This window comes from Nocardioides dongkuii (assembly GCF_014127485.1).
Classification (GTDB): Bacteria; Actinomycetota; Actinomycetes; order Propionibacteriales; family Nocardioidaceae; genus Nocardioides; species Nocardioides dongkuii.
Genome location: NZ_CP059903.1, coordinates 3963942 through 3982318, shown reverse-complemented (window position 1 = coordinate 3982318; position 18377 = coordinate 3963942). Strand labels below are relative to the sequence as shown.

Annotated in this window: 14 protein-coding genes and 1 tRNA gene; 8 read left to right on the top strand and 7 right to left on the bottom strand. The window is 72.9% G+C overall.

Features of this window, described 5'->3' with window-relative positions:
* Positions 1-122 precede the first annotated feature (122 nt).
* Together H4O22_RS19255 and H4O22_RS19250 are read right to left on the bottom strand one after the other, a co-directional pair.
* Positions 123-198 (bottom strand) — tRNA-Gly (locus H4O22_RS19255).
* Positions 199-225: 27 nt separating this feature from the next.
* The gene (locus tag H4O22_RS19250) at positions 226-993 is read right to left on the bottom strand and encodes an SGNH/GDSL hydrolase family protein (RefSeq protein ID WP_182524905.1); all 768 of its coding nucleotides are present in this window, start codon (positions 991-993) and stop codon (positions 226-228) included.
* 34 nt (positions 994-1027) lie between these two features.
* Here H4O22_RS19250 and H4O22_RS19245 point away from each other — a divergent pair, with 34 nt between their 5' ends.
* The 6 genes from H4O22_RS19245 to H4O22_RS20460 all read left to right on the top strand — a co-directional run bounded on the left by H4O22_RS19245 (position 1028) and on the right by H4O22_RS20460 (position 6078).
* The gene (locus H4O22_RS19245) at positions 1028-1357 is read left to right on the top strand and encodes a hypothetical protein (RefSeq protein WP_182524904.1); all 330 of its coding nucleotides are present in this window, start codon (positions 1028-1030) and stop codon (positions 1355-1357) included.
* A 9-nt stretch (positions 1358-1366) separates the two neighbouring features.
* The gene (gene dcd / locus H4O22_RS19240; protein WP_182524903.1) at positions 1367-1942 is read left to right on the top strand and encodes a dCTP deaminase; all 576 of its coding nucleotides are present in this window, start codon (positions 1367-1369) and stop codon (positions 1940-1942) included.
* Between the two features lie 51 nt (positions 1943-1993).
* Entirely contained in the window at positions 1994-2965 is a 972-nt protein-coding gene (locus H4O22_RS19235; protein ID WP_227466051.1) for a siderophore-interacting protein, read from the top strand.
* A gap of 88 nt (positions 2966-3053) precedes the next feature.
* Positions 3054-4787, top strand: a complete 1734-nt coding sequence (locus tag H4O22_RS19230; protein WP_182524902.1) for a sodium:solute symporter family protein — start codon at positions 3054-3056, stop codon at positions 4785-4787.
* 19 nt (positions 4788-4806) lie between these two features.
* Positions 4807-5097: a hypothetical protein gene (locus H4O22_RS19225; RefSeq protein ID WP_182524901.1), complete on the top strand. Its 291-nt coding sequence runs from the start codon at positions 4807-4809 to the stop codon at positions 5095-5097.
* 747 nt (positions 5098-5844) lie between these two features.
* The gene (locus H4O22_RS20460) at positions 5845-6078 is read left to right on the top strand and encodes a hypothetical protein (RefSeq protein ID WP_220451216.1); all 234 of its coding nucleotides are present in this window, start codon (positions 5845-5847) and stop codon (positions 6076-6078) included.
* 47 nt (positions 6079-6125) lie between these two features.
* On the opposite strand, the gene H4O22_RS19215 is transcribed toward H4O22_RS20460, so the two are convergent.
* The 5 genes from H4O22_RS19215 to H4O22_RS19195 all read right to left on the bottom strand — a co-directional run bounded on the left by H4O22_RS19215 (position 6126) and on the right by H4O22_RS19195 (position 14960).
* Entirely contained in the window at positions 6126-9575 is a 3450-nt protein-coding gene (locus H4O22_RS19215) for a (Fe-S)-binding protein (RefSeq protein ID WP_182524900.1), read from the bottom strand.
* 112 nt (positions 9576-9687) lie between these two features.
* Positions 9688-12111 carry an amidohydrolase family protein gene (locus tag H4O22_RS19210; RefSeq protein WP_182524899.1) on the bottom strand — a complete coding sequence of 808 codons (2424 nt, stop codon included), beginning with the start codon at positions 12109-12111 and terminating at the stop codon, positions 9688-9690.
* An 85-nt stretch (positions 12112-12196) separates the two neighbouring features.
* Positions 12197-12967 carry an IclR family transcriptional regulator gene (locus tag H4O22_RS19205; RefSeq protein WP_182524898.1) on the bottom strand — a complete coding sequence of 257 codons (771 nt, stop codon included), beginning with the start codon at positions 12965-12967 and terminating at the stop codon, positions 12197-12199.
* 52 nt (positions 12968-13019) lie between these two features.
* On the bottom strand, positions 13020-13517 hold the full coding sequence (locus H4O22_RS19200) for a hypothetical protein (protein ID WP_182524897.1): 498 nt from the start codon (positions 13515-13517) through the stop codon (positions 13020-13022).
* Between the two features lie 144 nt (positions 13518-13661).
* Complete coding sequence (locus tag H4O22_RS19195) at positions 13662-14960, bottom strand: choice-of-anchor P family protein (protein WP_182524896.1); 1299 nt, start codon at positions 14958-14960, stop codon at positions 13662-13664.
* 205 nt (positions 14961-15165) lie between these two features.
* Here H4O22_RS19195 and hutH point away from each other — a divergent pair, with 205 nt between their 5' ends.
* Both hutH and hutU read left to right on the top strand, forming a co-directional pair.
* The gene (hutH, locus tag H4O22_RS19190) at positions 15166-16707 is read left to right on the top strand and encodes a histidine ammonia-lyase (protein WP_182524895.1); all 1542 of its coding nucleotides are present in this window, start codon (positions 15166-15168) and stop codon (positions 16705-16707) included.
* Complete coding sequence (hutU, locus tag H4O22_RS19185) at positions 16704-18371, top strand: urocanate hydratase (RefSeq protein ID WP_182524894.1); 1668 nt, start codon at positions 16704-16706, stop codon at positions 18369-18371. Before hutH ends, hutU begins: the two co-directional genes overlap by 4 nt.
* The last annotated feature ends 6 nt before the right edge of the window (positions 18372-18377 follow it).

Genomic DNA, 18377 nt, shown 5'->3' with positions numbered 1-18377 from the left:
AAGCGCCGGACGGGGAAGGGAACCGGCTCGTCCACTGTCCACAACTGTCACAGGAGTTGTCAATCGCCCCATGAGTCACACGCGTCACCGGCGGTGCCGGGCGTGCGCGGGGGGTGGTGCCGTGGAGCGGATGACGAGACTCGAACTCGCGACATCGACCTTGGGAAGGTCGCGCTCTACCAACTGAGCTACATCCGCAGTGCCGGCTGGACCGGCGGGAGGATGCTACCCCAGGTCGGGGCGGCCGAGGACGGGGTACCGCGGGTCGAGGCCATCGCCGGAGGACCGCCCGGTGAGCCGCCGGTGCACCCACGGCCCGGCGGACTCGCGCACCCAGGCACGGTGGGCCTGCCAGGCCTCGGTGCGGCTGAGCGGCACGATCTCGCGCAGCGGCAGCGGCTCGAGCGCGTGCGGGACGCCGAGGGCGTCGAGCACCGCGACCGCCATCCGCTGGTGGCCGGCCGGACCCATGTGCATCCGGTCCTCGTCCCAGTAGCGCCAGTCGCGGTACTCCTTCATCCGCCAGAAGTCGACGATCGTGGCGCCGTGGCCCTCGGCCGCCTCGCGGACCAGCTCGTTGTAGAGCGCGAACCGGCCGCGGACGGCGCGGTAGAGCGGCGTCCCGCCCGGGTCGAACGCGGTCCACACCAGCAGACGGGCGCCGGTGGCGGCCAGCTTGCCGAGCGCCGCGTCGTACCGCTCCACCAGGGCGTCGAGGTCGACCCGGGGGCGGAGGATGTCGTTGGCGCCGGCGTAGATCGTCACCAGGTCGGGCCGGAGCGCGACGGCGGGCTCGAGCTGCTCGGCGAGGATGCCGTCGAGCTTGCGGCCGCGGATCGCGAGGTTGGCGTAGCCGAAGTCGGGGTCGTTCGCGGCGAGCACCTCGGCGACCCGGTCGGCCCAGCCGCGCAGGCCGTTGGGACGGCGCGGGTCGGGGTCGCCGACCCCCTCGGTGAAGGAGTCGCCGAGCGCGACGTACCGGTGGAAAGCCATGGCGTCATTGTGCCGCGGGCGAGAAGGTGGGTCCGTGCGGTGGTGGCTGGCAGGGACGCTCCTCGTGGCGGCGCTCACGGCGTGCAGCAGCAGCCCGCCGTCCGCCGAGCCCTGCGCGCCGCCGGCCGACCTGCGCGAGCAGGGCGACCTGGCCGAGCGGGTCGGGGGGTACGCCGGGGACGGCTACCGCGTGCGGTGGGCGGCGAGCAGCGCCGTGGGCCTGGTGGCGCTCGTCGAGGGGGACGTCGACCGCGCCCGGACCGAGCTGGAGGCACGCGGCGTCGCGCTGGTCGAGGAGTGGGACGAGAAGGTCGCGGCGTTCGCGCAGGTCGAGCGGGTCCTGGAGGCGGCGGGGTGCCGGTAGGTTGAGCGCGTGCTGCTGTCTGACCGCGACATCCTGGCCCAGATCGACGACGGCCGGGTCGCCCTCGATCCCTGGGACCCGGCGATGCTGCAGCCGTCCTCGATCGACGTGCGGCTCGACCGGTACTTCCGCGTCTTCGAGAACCACCGCTACCCGCACATCGACCCCGCGGCCGACCAGAGCGACCTGACCCGGGTCGTCGAGCCGGAGGGCGACGAGCCGTTCATCCTGCACCCGGGCGAGTTCGTGCTCGGCTCGACGTACGAGGTCGTGACGCTGCCCGACGACGTCGCCGCGCGCGTCGAGGGCAAGTCGTCCCTGGGCCGGCTCGGCCTGCTCACCCACGCGACCGCCGGCTTCGTCGACCCGGGCTTCTCCGGGCACGTCACGCTGGAGCTCGCGAACGTCGCGACGCTGCCGATCAAGCTCTACCCGGGCATGAAGATCGGGCAGTTCTGCTTCTTCCGGCTCTCCTCGCCCTCGGAGCACCCGTACGGCGCGGAGAAGTACGGCTCGCGCTACCAGGGCCAGCGCGGACCCACCCCGTCGCGGTCGTTCCAGAACTTCCATCGCACCTCGATCTGAGTCGTAGTCAGGTAAGGTCAGCCTTACCTGATTCCGACGCTCGAGGACCTGATGACCACGCTCGCCGCACCCGCCTTGCCGATGCTCCTCGAGGAGGTCGAGGTACGGCGGGTCGACCGGCTCTCCCCGAGCTACGTGCGCATCGAGCTGGGATCGCCCGCCCTCGCCGAGTTCGGCGTCGACTCCGGCCCGCTCCTCGACCAGCGGATCAAGCTGATCTTCCCGGCGGCCGGGCGGCCGCTGCCGTCCTTCGTGGGCGCCGACGAGACGGCGATGGCGTCGTGGTTCGCGCGGCCCGCCGAGGAGCGCGGCCACATGCGCACCTACACCGTGCGTGACGTCCTCGGCGAGGGCGAGGACACCCGCCTGGTCGTCGACTTCGTGCTGCACGGCGTCGAGGGCCACGGCGAGGCCGGCCCCGGCTCGACCTGGGCGGCCGCCGCGGCCGTCGGTGACCGGCTGGTGACCATGGCGCCGCGGCGCGGCGCGGTGTACGGCGGCATCGAGTTCACCCCCGGTACGGCGGGCCGGCTGCTGCTGGTCGGCGACGAGACCGCGGTGCCGGCCGTGGCGGCGATCCTGGGCGCGCTCCCGGCCGACGCGCGCGGCGCGGCGTACCTCGAGGTGCCGCTGTCGGCCGACGTGCAGACCCTCCGGCACCCCGAGGGGGTCGCGGTCACCTGGGTGCCGCGCGACGGCGCCCCGCGGGCGGAGCGGCTGCACGCGCTCGTCCTCGAGCACCTCGGGACCAGCCTCGCGCCGCTGGCCGTGGACCTGGCCGTCGGCGACGACGAGGTCGACCCCGACCTGTGGGAGACGCCGTCGTACTCCTCCTCCGGCGAGGACGTCGAGGCCGCGCCGGTGACGACCGACCCCGACCTCGCCGACCTCTACGCGTGGATCGCGGGGGAGTCGAAGCTGGTGACCGGGCTGCGCCGGGCGCTGGTGCAGGGGCTCGGCGTCGACCGCCGGCAGGTGTCGTTCATGGGCTACTGGCGCGAGGGCGTCGCGATGCGCTCCTGACCCGGGCGGACCTCGGTCGCGCCGTCGACGCCGTCGACGCCGCCGGTGCTGTCGTTTGCCGCGGGGGGTATCGGGGAACGGCTCCTCCATGAGTCCGCTCGCCAGCGACACGCTGATCTCTGCGAACGCCGTCGACTACCTGATCATCGGCCTCTACTTCGTGGTGGTCCTCGGCATCGGGATCATGGCCCGTCGCCAGGTGTCCGACTCCGTCGACTTCTTCCTCTCCGGCCGCTCGCTGCCCGCCTGGGTGACCGGCCTGGCGTTCATCTCCGCCAACCTCGGCGCCGTCGAGATCATGGGCATGTCGGCGTCCGGCGCGGAGTTCGGCCTCCCGACCGTGCACTACTTCTGGGTCGGCGCGATCCCGGCGATGCTGTTCCTCGGCGTCGTGATGATGCCGTTCTACTACGGCTCCAAGGTGCGCTCGGTCCCCGAGTTCATGTTCCGCCGCTTCGGCACCGGCGCCCACCTGGTCAACTCGTTCTCGTTCGCGATCGCGCAGCTGCTGATCGCCGGCATCAACCTCTACCTGCTCGGCACGATCATCCAGGCGCTGCTCGGCTGGCCGCTCTTCGTCGCGCTCCTGATCGCGGCGATCGTGGTGCTCTCCTACATCACGCTCGGCGGGCTCTCGGCGGCGATCTACAACGAGGTCCTGCAGTTCTTCGTCATCGTCGCGGCGCTGCTCCCGCTGACCCTCATCGGCCTCAACAAGGTCGGCGGGTACGGCGGCCTCAAGGACAAGATCACCGAGGCCGCGGACGGCAACCCCGCCGTCGCGCCCGCCGACCAGCAGCTCAACTCCTGGCCGGGTGAGGCGCTCACGGGCTTCGACTCGCCGGTGCTCTCGGTGATCGGCATCGTCTTCGGCCTCGGGTTCGTGCTCTCCTTCGGCTACTGGACGACGAACTTCGTCGAGGTCCAGCGCGCGATGGCCTCCGACTCGATCTCCTCGGCCCGCAAGACGCCGATCATCGGCGCCTTCCCGAAGATGTTCGTCCCGTTCATCACGATCCTGCCCGGCATGATCGCCGCGGTCCTCGTCAGCGAGATCGCCGAGACCAAGGCCGGCGAGGAGGTCTCCGGAGGCACCGGCGGCACGGTCGAGTACAACGACGCGCTGCTGTACCTGATGCGCGACCTGCTGCCCAACGGCCTGCTCGGCGTCGCGATCGCGGGTCTGCTCGCCGCCTTCATGGCCGGCATGGCCGCCAACATCTCGGCGTTCAACACGGTCTTCAGCTACGACCTCTGGCAGCGGTACGCCGTCAAGGACCGCGAGGACTCCTACTACCTGCTGATCGGCCGGATCGCGACGGTCGCGGCGACGGTGATCGCGATCGGCACGGCGTACCTCGCCACGAACTTCTCGAACATCATGGACTACCTCCAGGTGCTGTTCGGGTTCTTCAACGCCCCGCTGTTCGCGACGTTCATCCTCGGCATGTTCTGGAAGCGGATGACGCCCACCGCCGGCTGGGTCGGCCTCGTGGCCGGCACCGTGTCGGCGGTCGCGGTGGCCTTCCTCAGCGAGGACGCCTTCGGCTCGCTCAGCCTCGGCATCATCCCGCTCGGCGGCCAGGGCGCGGCGTTCGTCGCCGCGGCGACGGCGTTCGTCGTCGACATCGTGCTCAGCGTCGCCGTCTCGCTCGTGACCACGCCCAAGCCGGTCGAGGAGCTCAAGGGTCTCGTCTACTCCGAGACCCCCCGCGAGGACCTGGTGGACGCCAACGAGGCGTCCTACCCCTGGTACCGCCGCACGATGCCGCTCGCCGGCATCGCGCTCGCCATGGTCATCGTCCTGAACCTGCTCTTCTGACCCTCCCGAGGAGGACCGCATGCCTTCCCAGCCCCCCGCCGCCGGCCAGGCGGAGCCGCGCCGTCACCAGGCCGGCCTGCTCGACATCCGCAACATCATCGGTCTGCTGCTCACGGCGTACGGCGTGATCCTGACGCTGATGGGCCTCTTCGGCGACACCGAGACCGAGAAGACCGGCGGCGTCAACGCCAACCTCTGGGCCGGGATCGGCCTGCTCGTCGTCGGCCTCGCGTTCATGGGCTGGGCGCGGCTGCGCCCCATCCTCGTGCCCGAGCACACCGACAAGGACGAGGTCGCCAAGGCGCCGTAGGTCTTCTCCACAGATCGGTCCGCGCGGCCCCACAGGCCGCTCCGCCGGGCCAGCCTGGGGCGGTGGACGCCCTCGCGCTGTTGCTCGCCGACCAGGGCGGCGTGGTCTCGCGCCGGCAGGCGCTGGCGGCGGGGCTGACCAGGTCCGACATCGAGCGGAAGCTCCGCCGCCGCGAGTGGGCCGTCGCCCATCCGGGCGTGTACGTCGATCACACCGGGCCGCTGACCTGGGAGCAGCAGGCCTGGGCTGCGGTGCAGCACGCCTGGCCGGCGGCGCTGAGCCACGGGTCCGCCCTCCGGGCGGTCGCCGGCCTCGGTCGGCTCGGGCACGACGATCGGGTGGTCCACGTCGCCGTCGCACGTGGACGTCACCTCGTCGCGCCGGCCGGGGTGGTCCTGCACCGCACGAGCGGGTTCCGAGAGCGCGTCCAGTGGAACGCCTCCCCTCCCCGGATGCGCGTGGAGGAGGCGGCGCTCGACTGTGCGGTCGAGGCGCGGACCGACCTCGACGCCATCGCCGTCCTCAGACGTGTGCGCGAGTCGGCGTACCACCGCTGCGCGGGTCAGCCAGGCGCTGAGCTCCCGGGCTCGCGTGCCGCGCCGGGCGGTCCTGGCCGGGGTCCTCGAGGACGTCGCGACGGGGACCTGCTCGGTCCTGGAGCACGGCTACCTGACCCTCGTCGAGCGGCCGCACGGACTCCCGCGCGGGGAGCGCCAGGCCGAGGAGCGTGACCAGGACGGGCGGCGCATGTTCCGGGACGTCCGCTACCCGGATGGCTCGGTGGTGGAGCTGGACGGTCGGCTCCACCACGACTCGGTGGTCGCCCGGGATCGTGACCTCGATCGCGATCTCGACGTGGCGGTGTCGGGTCGGCGCACCGTGCGGCTGGGCTACGGACAAGTGTTCGGCCGTCCCTGTCGGACCGCCGCTCGCCTGGCAGTGATCCTCGGCGCGGGTGGCCCCTGCGCACAGTGCGGTTGATCGGTCGCACCTGCTGCGACCAATCAACCGCACTGTGGGGAATCGACTCAGAGGTCGAAGAGCGAGCTGCTCTCGTTGATGTCGACGCCGGTCTTGGGCTGGTGAGCGGCGCCGTTCGAGGTGGGCTTCGGCTTCTCCTCGGGCTCGGGCTCGGGCTCGGGCTCGGGCTCGGGCTCGGGCTCGGGCTCGGGCTCCGGCTCCTCGGTGGCCTCCGGCTCCGGCTCCGGCTCCGGCTCCGGCTCGGGGTCCGAGCTCGCGGCGGCCGTGGCCGCCGCGCTCACCGCGGCGCCGCCGCTGGCGGGCTGCTCCTGCTCCTGCTCCGGCTCCGGCTCCTCAGTGGACTCGGCCTCGGCCGGCGGGGCCGGGGTGGACGCCGCCGGGGTGGACGCCGCCGGGGTGGACGCCGCCGGGGCCTCGATGTCGAAGAGCGAACCGAGGTCGTCGAAGTCCACGTCGGTCTTCGGCGTCGCGGCGGCTCCCGACGAGGTCGGCTGCGGCGCCGGCTCGGCCTTCGCCACGGGCTCCGGCTCCGGCTCCGGCGTCGGCTCGGCCTTCGTCGCGGGCGCCGGGGCGGCAGCGGGCGGTGCGGCGATGTCGAAGAGCGAGCCGCCCGAACCGAGGTCGGCGGTGGGCTTGGCAGGCGCGGCCTCGGGCTCGGCCGGGGCCTCCTCCTCGACCACCGGGGCGGCGGACGTCTCGGCGGACTCCGCCGCGGGCGACGACTCGACCACGTCGGCCTCGATGTCGAACAGCGAGCCGCCCGACCCCAGGTCGGCAGCCGGCTTCGCCGGCTCGACCGGCTTCTCGACCGGCTCCTCGGCGACCGGCTTCTGGACCGGCGCGGCCTCCGGCTCGGCCTCGTCGCCACCCAGGTCGAACAGCGAGCCGCCCGACCCGAGGTCGGCGTCGGCCTTCGCCGGCTTCGCGGGGGCCGGCTCGGCCTTGACCTCGGTCTTGGCCTCGGCCGGGGCCTCCGCCTCGTCGCCACCGAGGTCGAACAGCGAGCCGCCGCTCTTCGTCGGTGCGGCCTCGGCGACCTTCGCCTCCTCGGCGGCGGACTTGTCCGGATCGGCGGTCTCGGCCGGCGCCTTCGCCTCGGGGGTGTCGAACAGCGAGGAGCCGCCGGAGGCCTTGGCCAGCGGGCCGGCGTCCTCGGTGGCGACGACGGTGTCCTCGGTGACGGTCTCGTCGCCGGCCTCGGGCTCCGCCTTCGTCGCGACGGCCTGGCCGCCGGCCGAGCCAGCCGAGCCGGGCGCCTGCTTGGTGGCCATCTCGCCCTTGACCGAGGCGAGCAGCATCTGCGCGACGTCGAGGACCTCGACCTCCTCGCGGGCCTCGCCCTTGGCCTGCTCGGCGGTCAGGCCGTCGGAGAGCATCACGCGGCAGAACGGGCAGCCGACCGCGATCTGGTCGGCGCCGGTGCCGACGGCCTCCTTGGTGCGGTTGACGTTGATCCGCTCGCCGATGTTCTCCTCCATCCACATGCGGGCGCCACCGGCGCCGCAGCAGAAGGACCGCTCGGAGTTGCGCTCCATCTCGACGTACTCGGCGCCGGGCAGCACCTGGAGCAGCTCGCGCGGCGGGGAGTAGACGCCGTTGTGGCGGCCGACGTAGCAGGGGTCGTGGTAGGTGATCGAGCGCTTGTGGGCGCCGGCGCCGTCGTTGACCGGGGTCAGCTTGCCCTCGCGCACGAGGCGGTTGAGCAGCTGGGTGTGGTGGACGACCTCGAGCTCGACGCCGAACTCGCGGTACTCGTTCTTGAGCGTGTTGAAGCAGTGGGCGCAGGTCGAGACGACCTTCTTGACCTGGTGCGCCTTGAACGTCTCGGCGTTCTGCTGGGCCAGGCCCTGGAAGACGAACTCGTTGCCGGCCCGGCGCGCGGGGTCACCGCTGCAGGTCTCGCCGTTGCCGAGGACGCCGAAGCTCACACCGGCGATGTCGAGCAGCTCGGCGACCGCGCGGGTGGTCTTCTTGGCGCGGTCCTCGTAGGCGCCGGCGCAGCCGACCCAGAACAGCCAGTCGACCTCGTCGAGGGACTCGATCGTCTCGCCGACGACCTTGACCTCGAAGTCGAGCCCCTTGGCCCAGTCCATGCGCGCGTTCGGCGACATGTTCCACGGGTTGCCCTTGTTCTCCAGGCCCTTGAACAGGCCGTTGAGCTCGGCGGGGAAGTTCGACTCGACCAGGATCTGGTGGCGGCGCATGTCCATGATGTGGTCGACGTGCTCGATGTCGACGGGGCACTGCTGGACGCACGCGCCGCAGGAGGTGCAGGACCAGAGGACGTCGGGGTCGATGACCGCGGCGCCGTTCTCCGGCATGTAGAACCAGTCGTCGCCGGTGTCGCCGACCAGCGGCCGCTCGACCTCGCGGGTCAGGGTGTCGTTGCCCTCGAGCAGCGCGGTCGCCGCCTCGCTGCCCTCGCCACCGGCCTGCACGTACGGCGCCTTCGCGTACGCGTGGTCGCGCAGCGCGGTGATCAGCAGCTTGGGCGACAGCGGCTTCTCGGTGTTCCAGGCGGGGCACTGCGACTGGCAGCGGCCGCACTCGGTGCAGGTCGTGAAGTCGAGGATCCCCTTCCAGCTGAAGTCCTCGATCTTGCCGACGCCGAGCGCGGTGTCCTCGTCGAGGTCCTCGATGTCGTCGAGGCTGATCGTCTGGCCGCCGCTGGTGAGCGGCTTCATCGCGCCGAGCGCGGTCGTGCCGTCGGCCTCGCGCTTGAACCAGATGTTGAACCAGGCGGTGAAGCGGTGCCAGGCGACGCCCATGGTGATGTTGCGGCTGATCACGATCAGCCAGGTCATCGAGACGAGGATCTTCACCATCGCCAGGGCGTAGATGAGGTTCTCGAGCGCCGAGAGCGACAGGCCGCTCCAGAGCTCGCCGATCCACGCGGTGGTGGGGAAGTGCGCGAGGCCGTTGTGGTCGGCCGCCTCCGGGTGGTCGCGGAGGTACTCGGCGTTGTTGAGGACGGCGTACTCGATCGTGCGCAGGGTGATGCCGAGCAGCACGACGCTGAGGATGATCGCCTCGACGAAGTAGGCCTGCCAGAAGTTGGAGCCGAAGAAGCGCGAGCGGCGGCCCTGGTGGCGCGGGTGGTCCTTCTGGCGGCGGTAGATCAGGTACAGGATGCCGACCAGCGTGAGCCAGCTCAGCAGCTCGACGGGGTACTCGTAGACGATCCAGTTGCCGATGACCGGGAACGCCTGGTGGGCGTCGAAGATCAGCAGGTAGGCGCCGAAGACCAGCGAGGACAGGAAGATGAACCCGGCCGCCACGAACCAGTGCATGATGCCGATCCAGGTCCACTGGAGCATCCGGGTGTGGCCGAGCGTCTCCTTGGCCATGTTCGCCCAGCGGCGACCCGGCTGGTCGGTGCGGCCGAGGGCGGGCTGTCCCATCCGGACGACGGCGAGCATCCGCCGTACCGCCACGGCGGCCAGGCCGACCGCGACCGCGGTGATGGCCAGGGAGACAACGATGGCGACAATCTGCATGGACCAGGGCTCCTCGTCATGGGGCGCGGCGCGCGCGACCGTGAGCCTAGAGGCCCACGCACCCTTCGTCAGTGGCCGGAGGGCGTGACACGTATCGTACCCGCCGGTAACTTCAGCCGCGGACCTGCACGGCCCGCACCCGGCCCGCCTTCGTGAACGAGATCGTCACCGGCACCTTCTTGTCGCCCTTGGCCCGCGCGCAGGTGCCGTACGACGTGCCGAGGCGCGTGTAGGGCTGCCCGACGGCGCGCAGCACCTGCTGGGTGGTCATCCCCCGGCGCACCAGGGAGCGCACCTTGCCGACCGGCTTGCGGAGCCCGGGGTTGCGGCAGGCGTCGGGGCGCACGCCCTCGGCCCGCTCCCAGGTCTGCAGGTACGCCTCCGCGCCGCGGGCCATGTCGTCGACGATGTCGGCGCCGTCCGCGCCGCCGGCGACCTGGCGCAGGTCCTCGACCCAGTCGGGGTAGAGGCCGTACTGCGCGACGCCGTCGACGTTGATGTCGTAGACGCGCTGGCCGGCCCGCTGCTTCTGCACCCGGACGCCGCCGAGACCCCGGAAGGGGTAGCGGACGGGGTTGCGCACGTCGGCGCCGCGCGGGTCGCCCTGGGCGCCGAGGCCATTGATGTCGGCGCCGAACCCGAGGCCCCAGTAGTAGCGCTTGTCGGCCCAGCCGACGTGCCGGCGCCACTTGCCCACGAAGCCGGTCGAGTCGCCGGCGTACGGCGCGATGAAGCCGCCGGACCTGTAGATCCGCGGGTAGGTGTCGGGGGTGGACCAGGAGTGGCTCGACAGCACGCCGGAGTAGTCGAGCTCCTCGATGGTGTCCATCGAGGACCGGCGGGCCTTGACGCTCATGTGGTCGGGGTCGAAGAGCATGTGCCGCTTCGCCAGGGCCTTGATGGTGTGCTCGCCGAGCGTCGTGAGGCCGCGGCTGTTGCAGTGGTCCGGGGGCGGGTAGAGCGGCAGGGCCAGGTCGGGCAGCAGGCCGAGGGAGTCGACGAGCTGGCCGACCGCGCCGAACAGCGCGTCCTGCTGCCCCGCGCTGATGTCCGGGATGGCCGCCTGGTTGTTGTCGTGGGACTCGCCGTCCGCGGGCTCGCAGTGCTTCATGTCCCAGAACGACCCGGTCTCCAGGAAGTTGCCGAGGTTGACCACCGGCCCGATCGCGCCGGTGTCGCCCGCGACGCCGGACAGCGCGTTGTCGAACTTGTTGACCAGCTCCATCTGCCGCACGCCCATCTTGTGCACGGCGTCGAGCTGTCGGTCGATCTCGGCGGTGCTGCACTGCGGGACGTCGAGCTTCACCGTGCAGCCGAACGGCACCGAGGTCTCGATGCCCATCACCACCGCCATCTTGCCGGCGTTGACGACGCGGCGGGCCTGCCACGGGGACGTCACGATCCGGTAGAAGCCCTTGCCGGGCCCCCCGAACTGGGCGTCGATGTAGTCCTGCATCTCGTACATGTCCCGGGCCTGGCGCCGGACCGAGACCATGTCGTCGCAGGCGGCGTACTCGAGGCTCTTCTTGACCGGGTAGAGCATGCACAGCTGGTTGTTCTCGACCAGCAGGTTGACGAAGATCCGCTGCCCGCCGCGCCAGGCGCGCTCCAGCCAGCGGTAGTAGGTGCCCTCGTGGGTCAGCGACTCCGGGGCGGGCCAGTCCTTGAACGTCGGCCAGCCGACCGGGTCGTGGTTGGCCTCGCCGGACAGCAGCGACTCGAGAAGGGCGCCGTACCCGCCGGTGGTGGTGTGGTCGGGGCAGTCGACGAGCGCGTACGCGACGCCGTACCTGTCCCACGGCTTGCCGCAGTGGGCGCCGCCGCCGAGGAACTCGAAGGCCATGCCGTGGGTGTGCGCGTCGACGTACCCCCGCACCTCCTGGTACGACGTGGCGCCGCCGTACGGCTTGCCGCGGACGCTGATCTGCGACTCGGGGTACGCCGCGCAGCCCTTCGCCGTCCGCAGCCGGAACGTCGACTCGCGGCCGATCCGCAGCGGGCCGGTGCCGTTGCGGAAGGCCATCCGCTTCCCGGACTTCGTGGCCCGCCACTCCGCCGCCGGCGAGGGCGAGGCGACCCGCTCGCCGCCGTCGAGGATGAACCGCCGGTCGTCGTCGTAGAGCAGGTAGGTGCCGAGGGCGGTGGGCTTGAAGAACACCGGCCCGCCCGCCATCCGGTAGCACCCGTTGGCCATCGCGTAGCGGTCCTGCGGGTGGGTGCGCCGCTTGGCGGTGACCGGCACCCGGGTCAACCGCGGGTCCTTCATCCGGCGCTGCTTCTCGACGTACCTCGCGGCCGAGCGCTTCTGGGCGGCCGTGGTCGGGTCCTGGGTCTCGGCGCTGACCTCGGAGGCGCGGGACAGCGCGTTCTTGGTCGCCGGGTCGTCGTGGGTGTGCGCGGGGGTGCCGGGAGGGTCGGTGTGCGGCAGGCCCTGGGCGGCCTTCTCGGCGTTGAAGTCCGCGGCGAGGGTGCCCTCCCGTCCGGGCCCGGGGCCGGTGAGTGCGATGGCGCTGCCGACGAGGGCGAGGGCGGTCACGCCCGAGACGAGCAGGCGGGTGACGGGGCGGGACGGGCGCAACCTGGACCTCCGGGACGACGAGTCCCCGAAACCTGACACCTTTTCATGTCGCTGTCGAGGGTCTGTCCGCCGCGACGCCGCCGAGCCGGCGGGTGAGCAGGTCGGCGGTGCGCCGGACCTCCCGCGCGAGCCGGTCGGGGTCGGCGTCCTGGTAGGTCACGGCGACGGCGGCCACCGGGTGCGCGTTGTGGTCGAGGACCGCGGCGGCGACGCTGGCGAGCCCCGGCGTGACCTCCCCGTCCTCGACCGCCCAGCCGCGGGCGCGCGCGTCGCGGAGCACCGCCCGGAGCTCGCCGGGGGTCGCGGGGCCGATGCCGTGCCGGTCGGTGAACGCCGAGCCGTCGGGGTAGAGCGCCCGCACCTGCGCGGCCGGCAGCCGGGCCAGGATCGCGCGGCCGCTCGCGGTCAGGTGCGCGGGCAGCCGCACCCCGACGTCGGTGACGAGCGGGGGACGCCCGGACGCGCGCTCCTCCACGACGTACAGGACGTCGCGGCCGTGCAGCACCGCGAGGTGGGTGCTCTCGCCGACCCGGTCGGTCAGCGCGGCGAGGGTGCGCCGGGCGATCCGCTGGAGCGGCTCCTGGCGGGCGTAGCCGCTGCCGACCTCGAACGCCGCGAGCCCCAGGCCGAAGCGGTGCTCCTCGACGAGGTGGGTGGCGAAGCCCTCGTCGACCATCGCGCGCAGCAGGTGGTACGCCGTGCTGCGCGGCAGTCCGCAGGAGCGGGCGATCTGGTCCAGCGGCACCGGCTCGGGCTGCGCGGCGAGGTAGCGCAGGACCCGCAGCGTGCGGGTCGCCGCAGGGACCTGGGCCATGCGCGGAGGCTACCGGTGCGGCAGCCCCCGCGCAGGCGCGATCAGGCGTCGGTCAGACGTCCCGGTGGCGGCCCGGGACGTCGGTCTCCGCGGCGCCGCTGGTGCTGCCCGTGGTGCTGCCGGTGCTCGTCGTGCCCGTGCTCGTCGTGCCGGTGCTCGTCGTGCCCGTGCCCTCGGCCGGGGTGACCGGCGTGTAGCCCTCGGACCGGTGGTCGACGCGCGGGTCGATGCTGTCGGCCTGGCGGACGACGTCCTCCTGCCGGGCCTCAGTGACGGCCGAGGCCTGGCGGGCCTCGGCGGCCCGGCGCTCGGCGCGCTCCGCCTCGGTGCGGGCGAGCTCGGCCTCGGCCTCGGCCTTGCGGGCGTCGAGCTGCGACTCGGTCACCTCGGGCTGGTGGGTGAGGGCCTGCCGGCGCAGCTGCTCGGCGTGGGCGTGGTCGCGTTCCTGGTCGCGCTGCTTCTTGCGCTTGCTCAGCACGTACGCGAGCGCGGCCAGCAGGGCGAGCACGACGACGGCGATGACGATCCAGACGATGACGTCGTTGTCCATGTGGTGCCTCCTCGGTCGGTAGCCCGTCCGGTACCCGGCCACAAACCAGGGCAACGTCCTGGCTACCCGGACGGACCAGCCCCGGACGCACGACGACGCCGGTCGCCCCACAGCGGGGCGGCCGGCGTCGTCAGGAGGGTGCGGTCAGCGCCCGCTGGGGCGGATCTTCAGGTACGCCTGGCCCAGGTCGACCACGGCGCCGGTGCCGTCGAGGAGGGTCAGCCGGAGCGCGGTGATCCGGCCGCCGTTCTTGACCTTCTCCTTCACCAGGGTCTCGACCTTGGCGATACCCGGGATCTCGATGCCGTCGAGCTCGGGGAGCGAGTAGCGCTCGCCGTCGACGGTGATGCCGCCGATGGTCGAGCCGGCGTAGCTCACGCGGGCCTTCTTGCCCTTGGCCTTGACGACCCGGACGCGGCCCATGATCGCGTCGACCTTCAGCGCGCCGTCGCCGAGGTTCAGGCTGGCCACCGAGGCCTCCTCGAAGCCGAGCGCGCGCCGCTTGCCCTGCTTGCCCATCTGCCGCGAGGAGACCGCGCCGAGGTCGAGCAGGCCGGGGATGCTCACCTTCGCCGCGGCGTTGGTCTGCACCTTGCCGTCGGTGCCCTGGCAGGGCATGGTCAGCGACTGGGTGCGGCCGAGGCGGACGTTGCCGGCCAGCAGCTCGGCCCTCGTCGCGGCGGAGGAGCCGTTGAAGAGGCCGGTGCGGATGCCGCGGGTCATGTAGGCGACGGTGCGGCCGACGACGACCCGGGTCTGGGTCGGGAGCAGCGCGATCTTCAGGCCGTTGGCCCGGGCGTGGGCGAAGTCGGCGCCCTTGCGCTCACGGATGTCCCCGATGCTGACCCGCAGCAGGCCGGGGACCTCGATCGGCCGGTTGAGCGTCGGCAGCCTCAGCTCGCGGGGCTCGCCGCCGGTCGGGGTGAAGACCAGGCGGGCCAGCGTGGTCTCGGCGTCGGTGCTGTAGCCGGACCGGCCGGCGCTGGCGGTGGCCATCGAGGTGATGCCCTGGATGGAGAGCCGGCCGAAGGACGACTCGGCGAGGACGATCTGGGCGACGCTGTGCTCGGAGACCGACGACACCCCGGTCTTGGTCTTCACCGTGGAGATGTCGGTGCGGACGCCCGAGATCCGGCCGAGCCCCGGCAGCTGCACGTCGGCGACCTCGTTGTGCTTCCGGATGCCGGTGCGGTTGGTGCAGCCGAGGGAGGCCAGCGCGGTGGCGCCGGACACCGACGGGAGGTCGCCGCCCTTGATGCGGGTGCCGTAGCCGTGGGCGCGGAACGCGTAGGGCGTGGGCTTCTTGGCCTTGCCGGCCTTCGGCTTCGCGGCGTACGACGTGGCGGCGGCGCTCGGCGCGGTCGCCGAGCTCGCGGTGGTGGGCGCGACCAGCACTGCGGCTGCGAGCGCGAGTGCGGTGCCGACGGGAATGAACCGGCGCATGTGGGTCTCCTCATGAGGTATCGCCGGCCGCACGGTTCCCCCCGCGTCGCGGCCGACGGCGTATCCAGGCTCAACGTGCCCGGTGCGAAGAAGTTACACGTGTGCACCGAGATCGAAACCTGCGAGCGGCAGACGTCTCGGATCCCAGACGGTCGGCCGCCGCCGGTGCTGGCGCGAGGGGCGGCGCCGGGATTGTGATGGCTGCATGACTCTCCCCGTGACCGTCGAGGTCGGACCGCTGTCCTTCGCCGACGTGGTCGCGGTCGCCCGGCACGACGCGCCGGTGGTGCTGTCCGCCGCGGCGCGGGAGGCCGTCGTCCGGTCGCGGGAGGTGGTCGACGCGCTGGCCGCGGCGCCCACCCCGACGTACGGCGTGTCCACCGGGTTCGGGGCGCTCGCGACGCGGCACGTCCCCGTCGAGAGCCGTGCCCGGCTGCAGCGCTCGCTGGTGCGCTCGCACGCCGCCGGGTCCGGGCCGGAGGTCGAGCGGGAGGTGACCCGGGCGCTGATGCTGCTGCGGCTCTCGACGCTCGCCACCGGGCGCACCGGCGTCCGGCCGGAGACGGCGGAGCTGCTCGTCGCGCTGCTGGCCCGCGGGATCACCCCGGTCGTCCACGAGCACGGCTCCCTCGGGTGCTCCGGCGACCTCGCGCCGCTCGCCCACTGCGCGCTGGCGCTGATCGGCGAAGGGCAGGTGCGCGACCCCGAGGGGCGCCTGGTGCCGGCGGCCGAGGCGCTGGCCGCCGCCGGGCTGTCGCCGGTCGAGCTCGGCGCCAAGGAGGGGCTGGCGCTGGTCAACGGCACCGACGGGATGCTCGGGATGCTGGTGCTGGCGCTCGAGGACCTCCGGATGCTGCTGCGCACCGCCGACGTCGCCGCGGCGATGTCGGTCGAGGCGCAGCTCGGCACCGACCGGGTCTTCGCCGCCGACCTCCAGGCGCTCCGGCCGCACCCGGGCCAGGCGCGCTCGGCCGCCAACCTGGTCGCGCTGCTGCGCGACTCCGGCGTGGTGGCCTCGCACCGCGGCGGGGACTGCCACCGGGTGCAGGACGCCTACTCGCTGCGCTGCTCGCCCCAGGTCCACGGCGCGGCCCGCGACACCGTAGAGCACGCCGCGACCGTCGCCACCCGCGAGCTCGCCTCGGCGATCGACAACCCGGTGGTGATGGGCGACCGGGTCGAGTCCAACGGCAACTTCCACGGCGCCCCGCTGGCCTACGTCCTGGACTTCCTGGGGATCGTCGCGGCCGACGTCGCCTCGATGAGCGAGCGCCGCTCGGACCGGTTCCTCGACCGGGCCCGCAACCACGGGCTGCCGCCGTTCCTCGCCGATGACCCGGGCGTCGACAGCGGCCTGATGATCGCGCAGTACACCCAGGCGGCGATCGTCTCCGAGCTCAAGCGGCTGGCGGCGCCCGCCTCGGTCGACTCGATCCCGTCGAGCGCGATGCAGGAGGACCACGTCTCGATGGGCTGGTCGGCGGCCCGCAAGCTGCGCCGGTCGGTCGACGGCCTCACCCGGGTCGTGGCGATCGAGGTGCTGACCGCGGCCCGCGCGCTCGACCTCCGGGCGCCGTTGAACCCTGCGCCGGCGACGGGCGCCGTCGTACGCCGGCTGCGGGAGGCGGGCGTCGAGGGCCCCGGGCCGGACCGCCACCTGGCGCCGGAGATCGAGACCGCCGTCGGGCTGGTCCGCGACGGTGCCGTCGTCCACGCCGCCGAAGCAGTGATCGGAGAGCTGGCATGAGCCACCACGCACCCGTCCGCGCCGCGCGCGGCACCGCGCTGACCGCCCGGTCCTGGCAGACCGAGGCGCCGCTGCGGATGCTGATGAACAACCTCGACCCCGACGTCGCGGAGGACCCCGACGAGCTGGTCGTCTACGGCGGCACGGGCAAGGCGGCCCGCAGCTGGGCGGCGTACGACGCGATCGTGGCCGCGCTGCGCGACCTCGCCGACGACGAGACGCTGCTGGTGCAGAGCGGCAAGCCGGTGGGCGTGATGCGCACGCACGCGTGGGCGCCGCGGGTGCTGATCGCCAACGCCAACCTGGTCGGCGACTGGGCCAGCTGGGAGGAGTTCCGGCGGCTGGAGGACCTCGGCCTGACGATGTACGGCCAGATGACCGCCGGGTCGTGGATCTACATCGGCACCCAGGGGATCCTGCAGGGCACCTTCGAGACCTTCGCCGCGGTCGCCGACACGCGGTTCGGCGGCACCCTCGCCGGCACCATCACCGTGACCGCGGGGCTGGGCGGGATGGGCGGTGCGCAGCCGCTCGCGGTGACGATGAACGACGGGGTCGCGATCTGCATCGAGTGCGACCCGGCCCGGATCCAGCGGCGGATCGACCACCGCTACCTCGACGTGCGGGCGCCGTCGCTCGAGGAGGCGGTGCGGAGGGCGGTCGAGGCGCGGGACGCCCGACGGCCGCTGTCGATCGGCGTCCTCGGCAACGCGGCGGAGCTGCTGCCGGCGCTGCTGGAGATGGACGCGCCGGTCGACATCGTCACCGACCAGACCTCCGCCCACGACCCGCTCGCCTACCTGCCGGCCGGTGTCCCCGTCGAGGAGTGGGAGGCGCGGCGGACCGCCGACCCCGAGGGGTTCACGAAGGAGGCGCGGGCCTCGATGGCCGCGCACGTGCGGGCGATGGTCGAGCTCCAGGACCGCGGCGCCGAGGTCTTCGACTACGGCAACTCGATCCGCGACGAGGCGCGCAAGGGCGGCTACGACCGGGCGTTCGCGTTCCCCGGCTTCGTGCCGGCCTACATCCGGCCGCTGTTCTGCGAGGGCAAGGGACCCTTCCGCTGGGCGGCGCTCTCCGGCGACCCCGCCGACATCGCCGCGACCGACCGGGCCGTGCTCGAGCTCTTCCCCGAGGACCAGAAGCTGCGGCGCTGGATCACGCTGGCCCAGGAGCGGGTGCGGTTCCAGGGGCTGCCGGCGCGCATCTGCTGGCTGGGGTACGGCGAGCGGCACCGCGCCGGGCTGCGGTTCAACGAGATGGTCGCCAGCGGCGAGCTCTCGGCGCCGGTCGTGATCGGCCGCGACCACCTCGACTGCGGGTCGGTCGCCTCGCCGTACCGCGAGACCGAGGCGATGCTGGACGGCTCCGACGCGATCGCCGACTGGGCGCTGCTCAATGCGCTGGTCACCACCGCGTCGGGGGCCACCTGGGTCTCGATCCACCACGGTGGCGGCGTCGGCATCGGGCGCTCGATCCACGCCGGGCAGGTCTGCGTCGCCGACGGCACGCCGCTGGCCGCGGAGAAGATCGCCCGGGTGCTCACCAACGACCCCGCCACGGGCGTGGTGCGCCACGTCGACGCGGGCTACGACCGGGCCGCGGAGGTCGCCGCGGAGCGCGGCGTACGGGTCCCGATGGCGTTCCGGTCGCGGGAGAGCTGAGCGACG

Coding starts and splice junctions, on each gene's coding strand:
- H4O22_RS19205 (WP_182524898.1), bottom strand. CDS start 12,967: ATGGCCCAGGTCCCTGCGGCGACCCGCACGCTGCGGGTCCTGCGCTAC.
- H4O22_RS19225 (WP_182524901.1), top strand. CDS start 4,807: ATGCCTTCCCAGCCCCCCGCCGCCGGCCAGGCGGAGCCGCGCCGTCAC.
- H4O22_RS19200 (WP_182524897.1), bottom strand. CDS start 13,517: ATGGACAACGACGTCATCGTCTGGATCGTCATCGCCGTCGTCGTGCTC.
- H4O22_RS19250 (WP_182524905.1), bottom strand. CDS start 993: ATGGCTTTCCACCGGTACGTCGCGCTCGGCGACTCCTTCACCGAGGGG.
- H4O22_RS19195 (WP_182524896.1), bottom strand. CDS start 14,960: ATGCGCCGGTTCATTCCCGTCGGCACCGCACTCGCGCTCGCAGCCGCA.
- hutU (WP_182524894.1), top strand. CDS start 16,704: ATGAGCCACCACGCACCCGTCCGCGCCGCGCGCGGCACCGCGCTGACC.
- H4O22_RS20460 (WP_220451216.1), top strand. CDS start 5,845: ATGTTCCGGGACGTCCGCTACCCGGATGGCTCGGTGGTGGAGCTGGAC.
- H4O22_RS19215 (WP_182524900.1), bottom strand. CDS start 9,575: ATGCAGATTGTCGCCATCGTTGTCTCCCTGGCCATCACCGCGGTCGCG.
- H4O22_RS19230 (WP_182524902.1), top strand. CDS start 3,054: ATGAGTCCGCTCGCCAGCGACACGCTGATCTCTGCGAACGCCGTCGAC.
- hutH (WP_182524895.1), top strand. CDS start 15,166: ATGACTCTCCCCGTGACCGTCGAGGTCGGACCGCTGTCCTTCGCCGAC.
- H4O22_RS19235 (WP_227466051.1), top strand. CDS start 1,994: ATGACCACGCTCGCCGCACCCGCCTTGCCGATGCTCCTCGAGGAGGTC.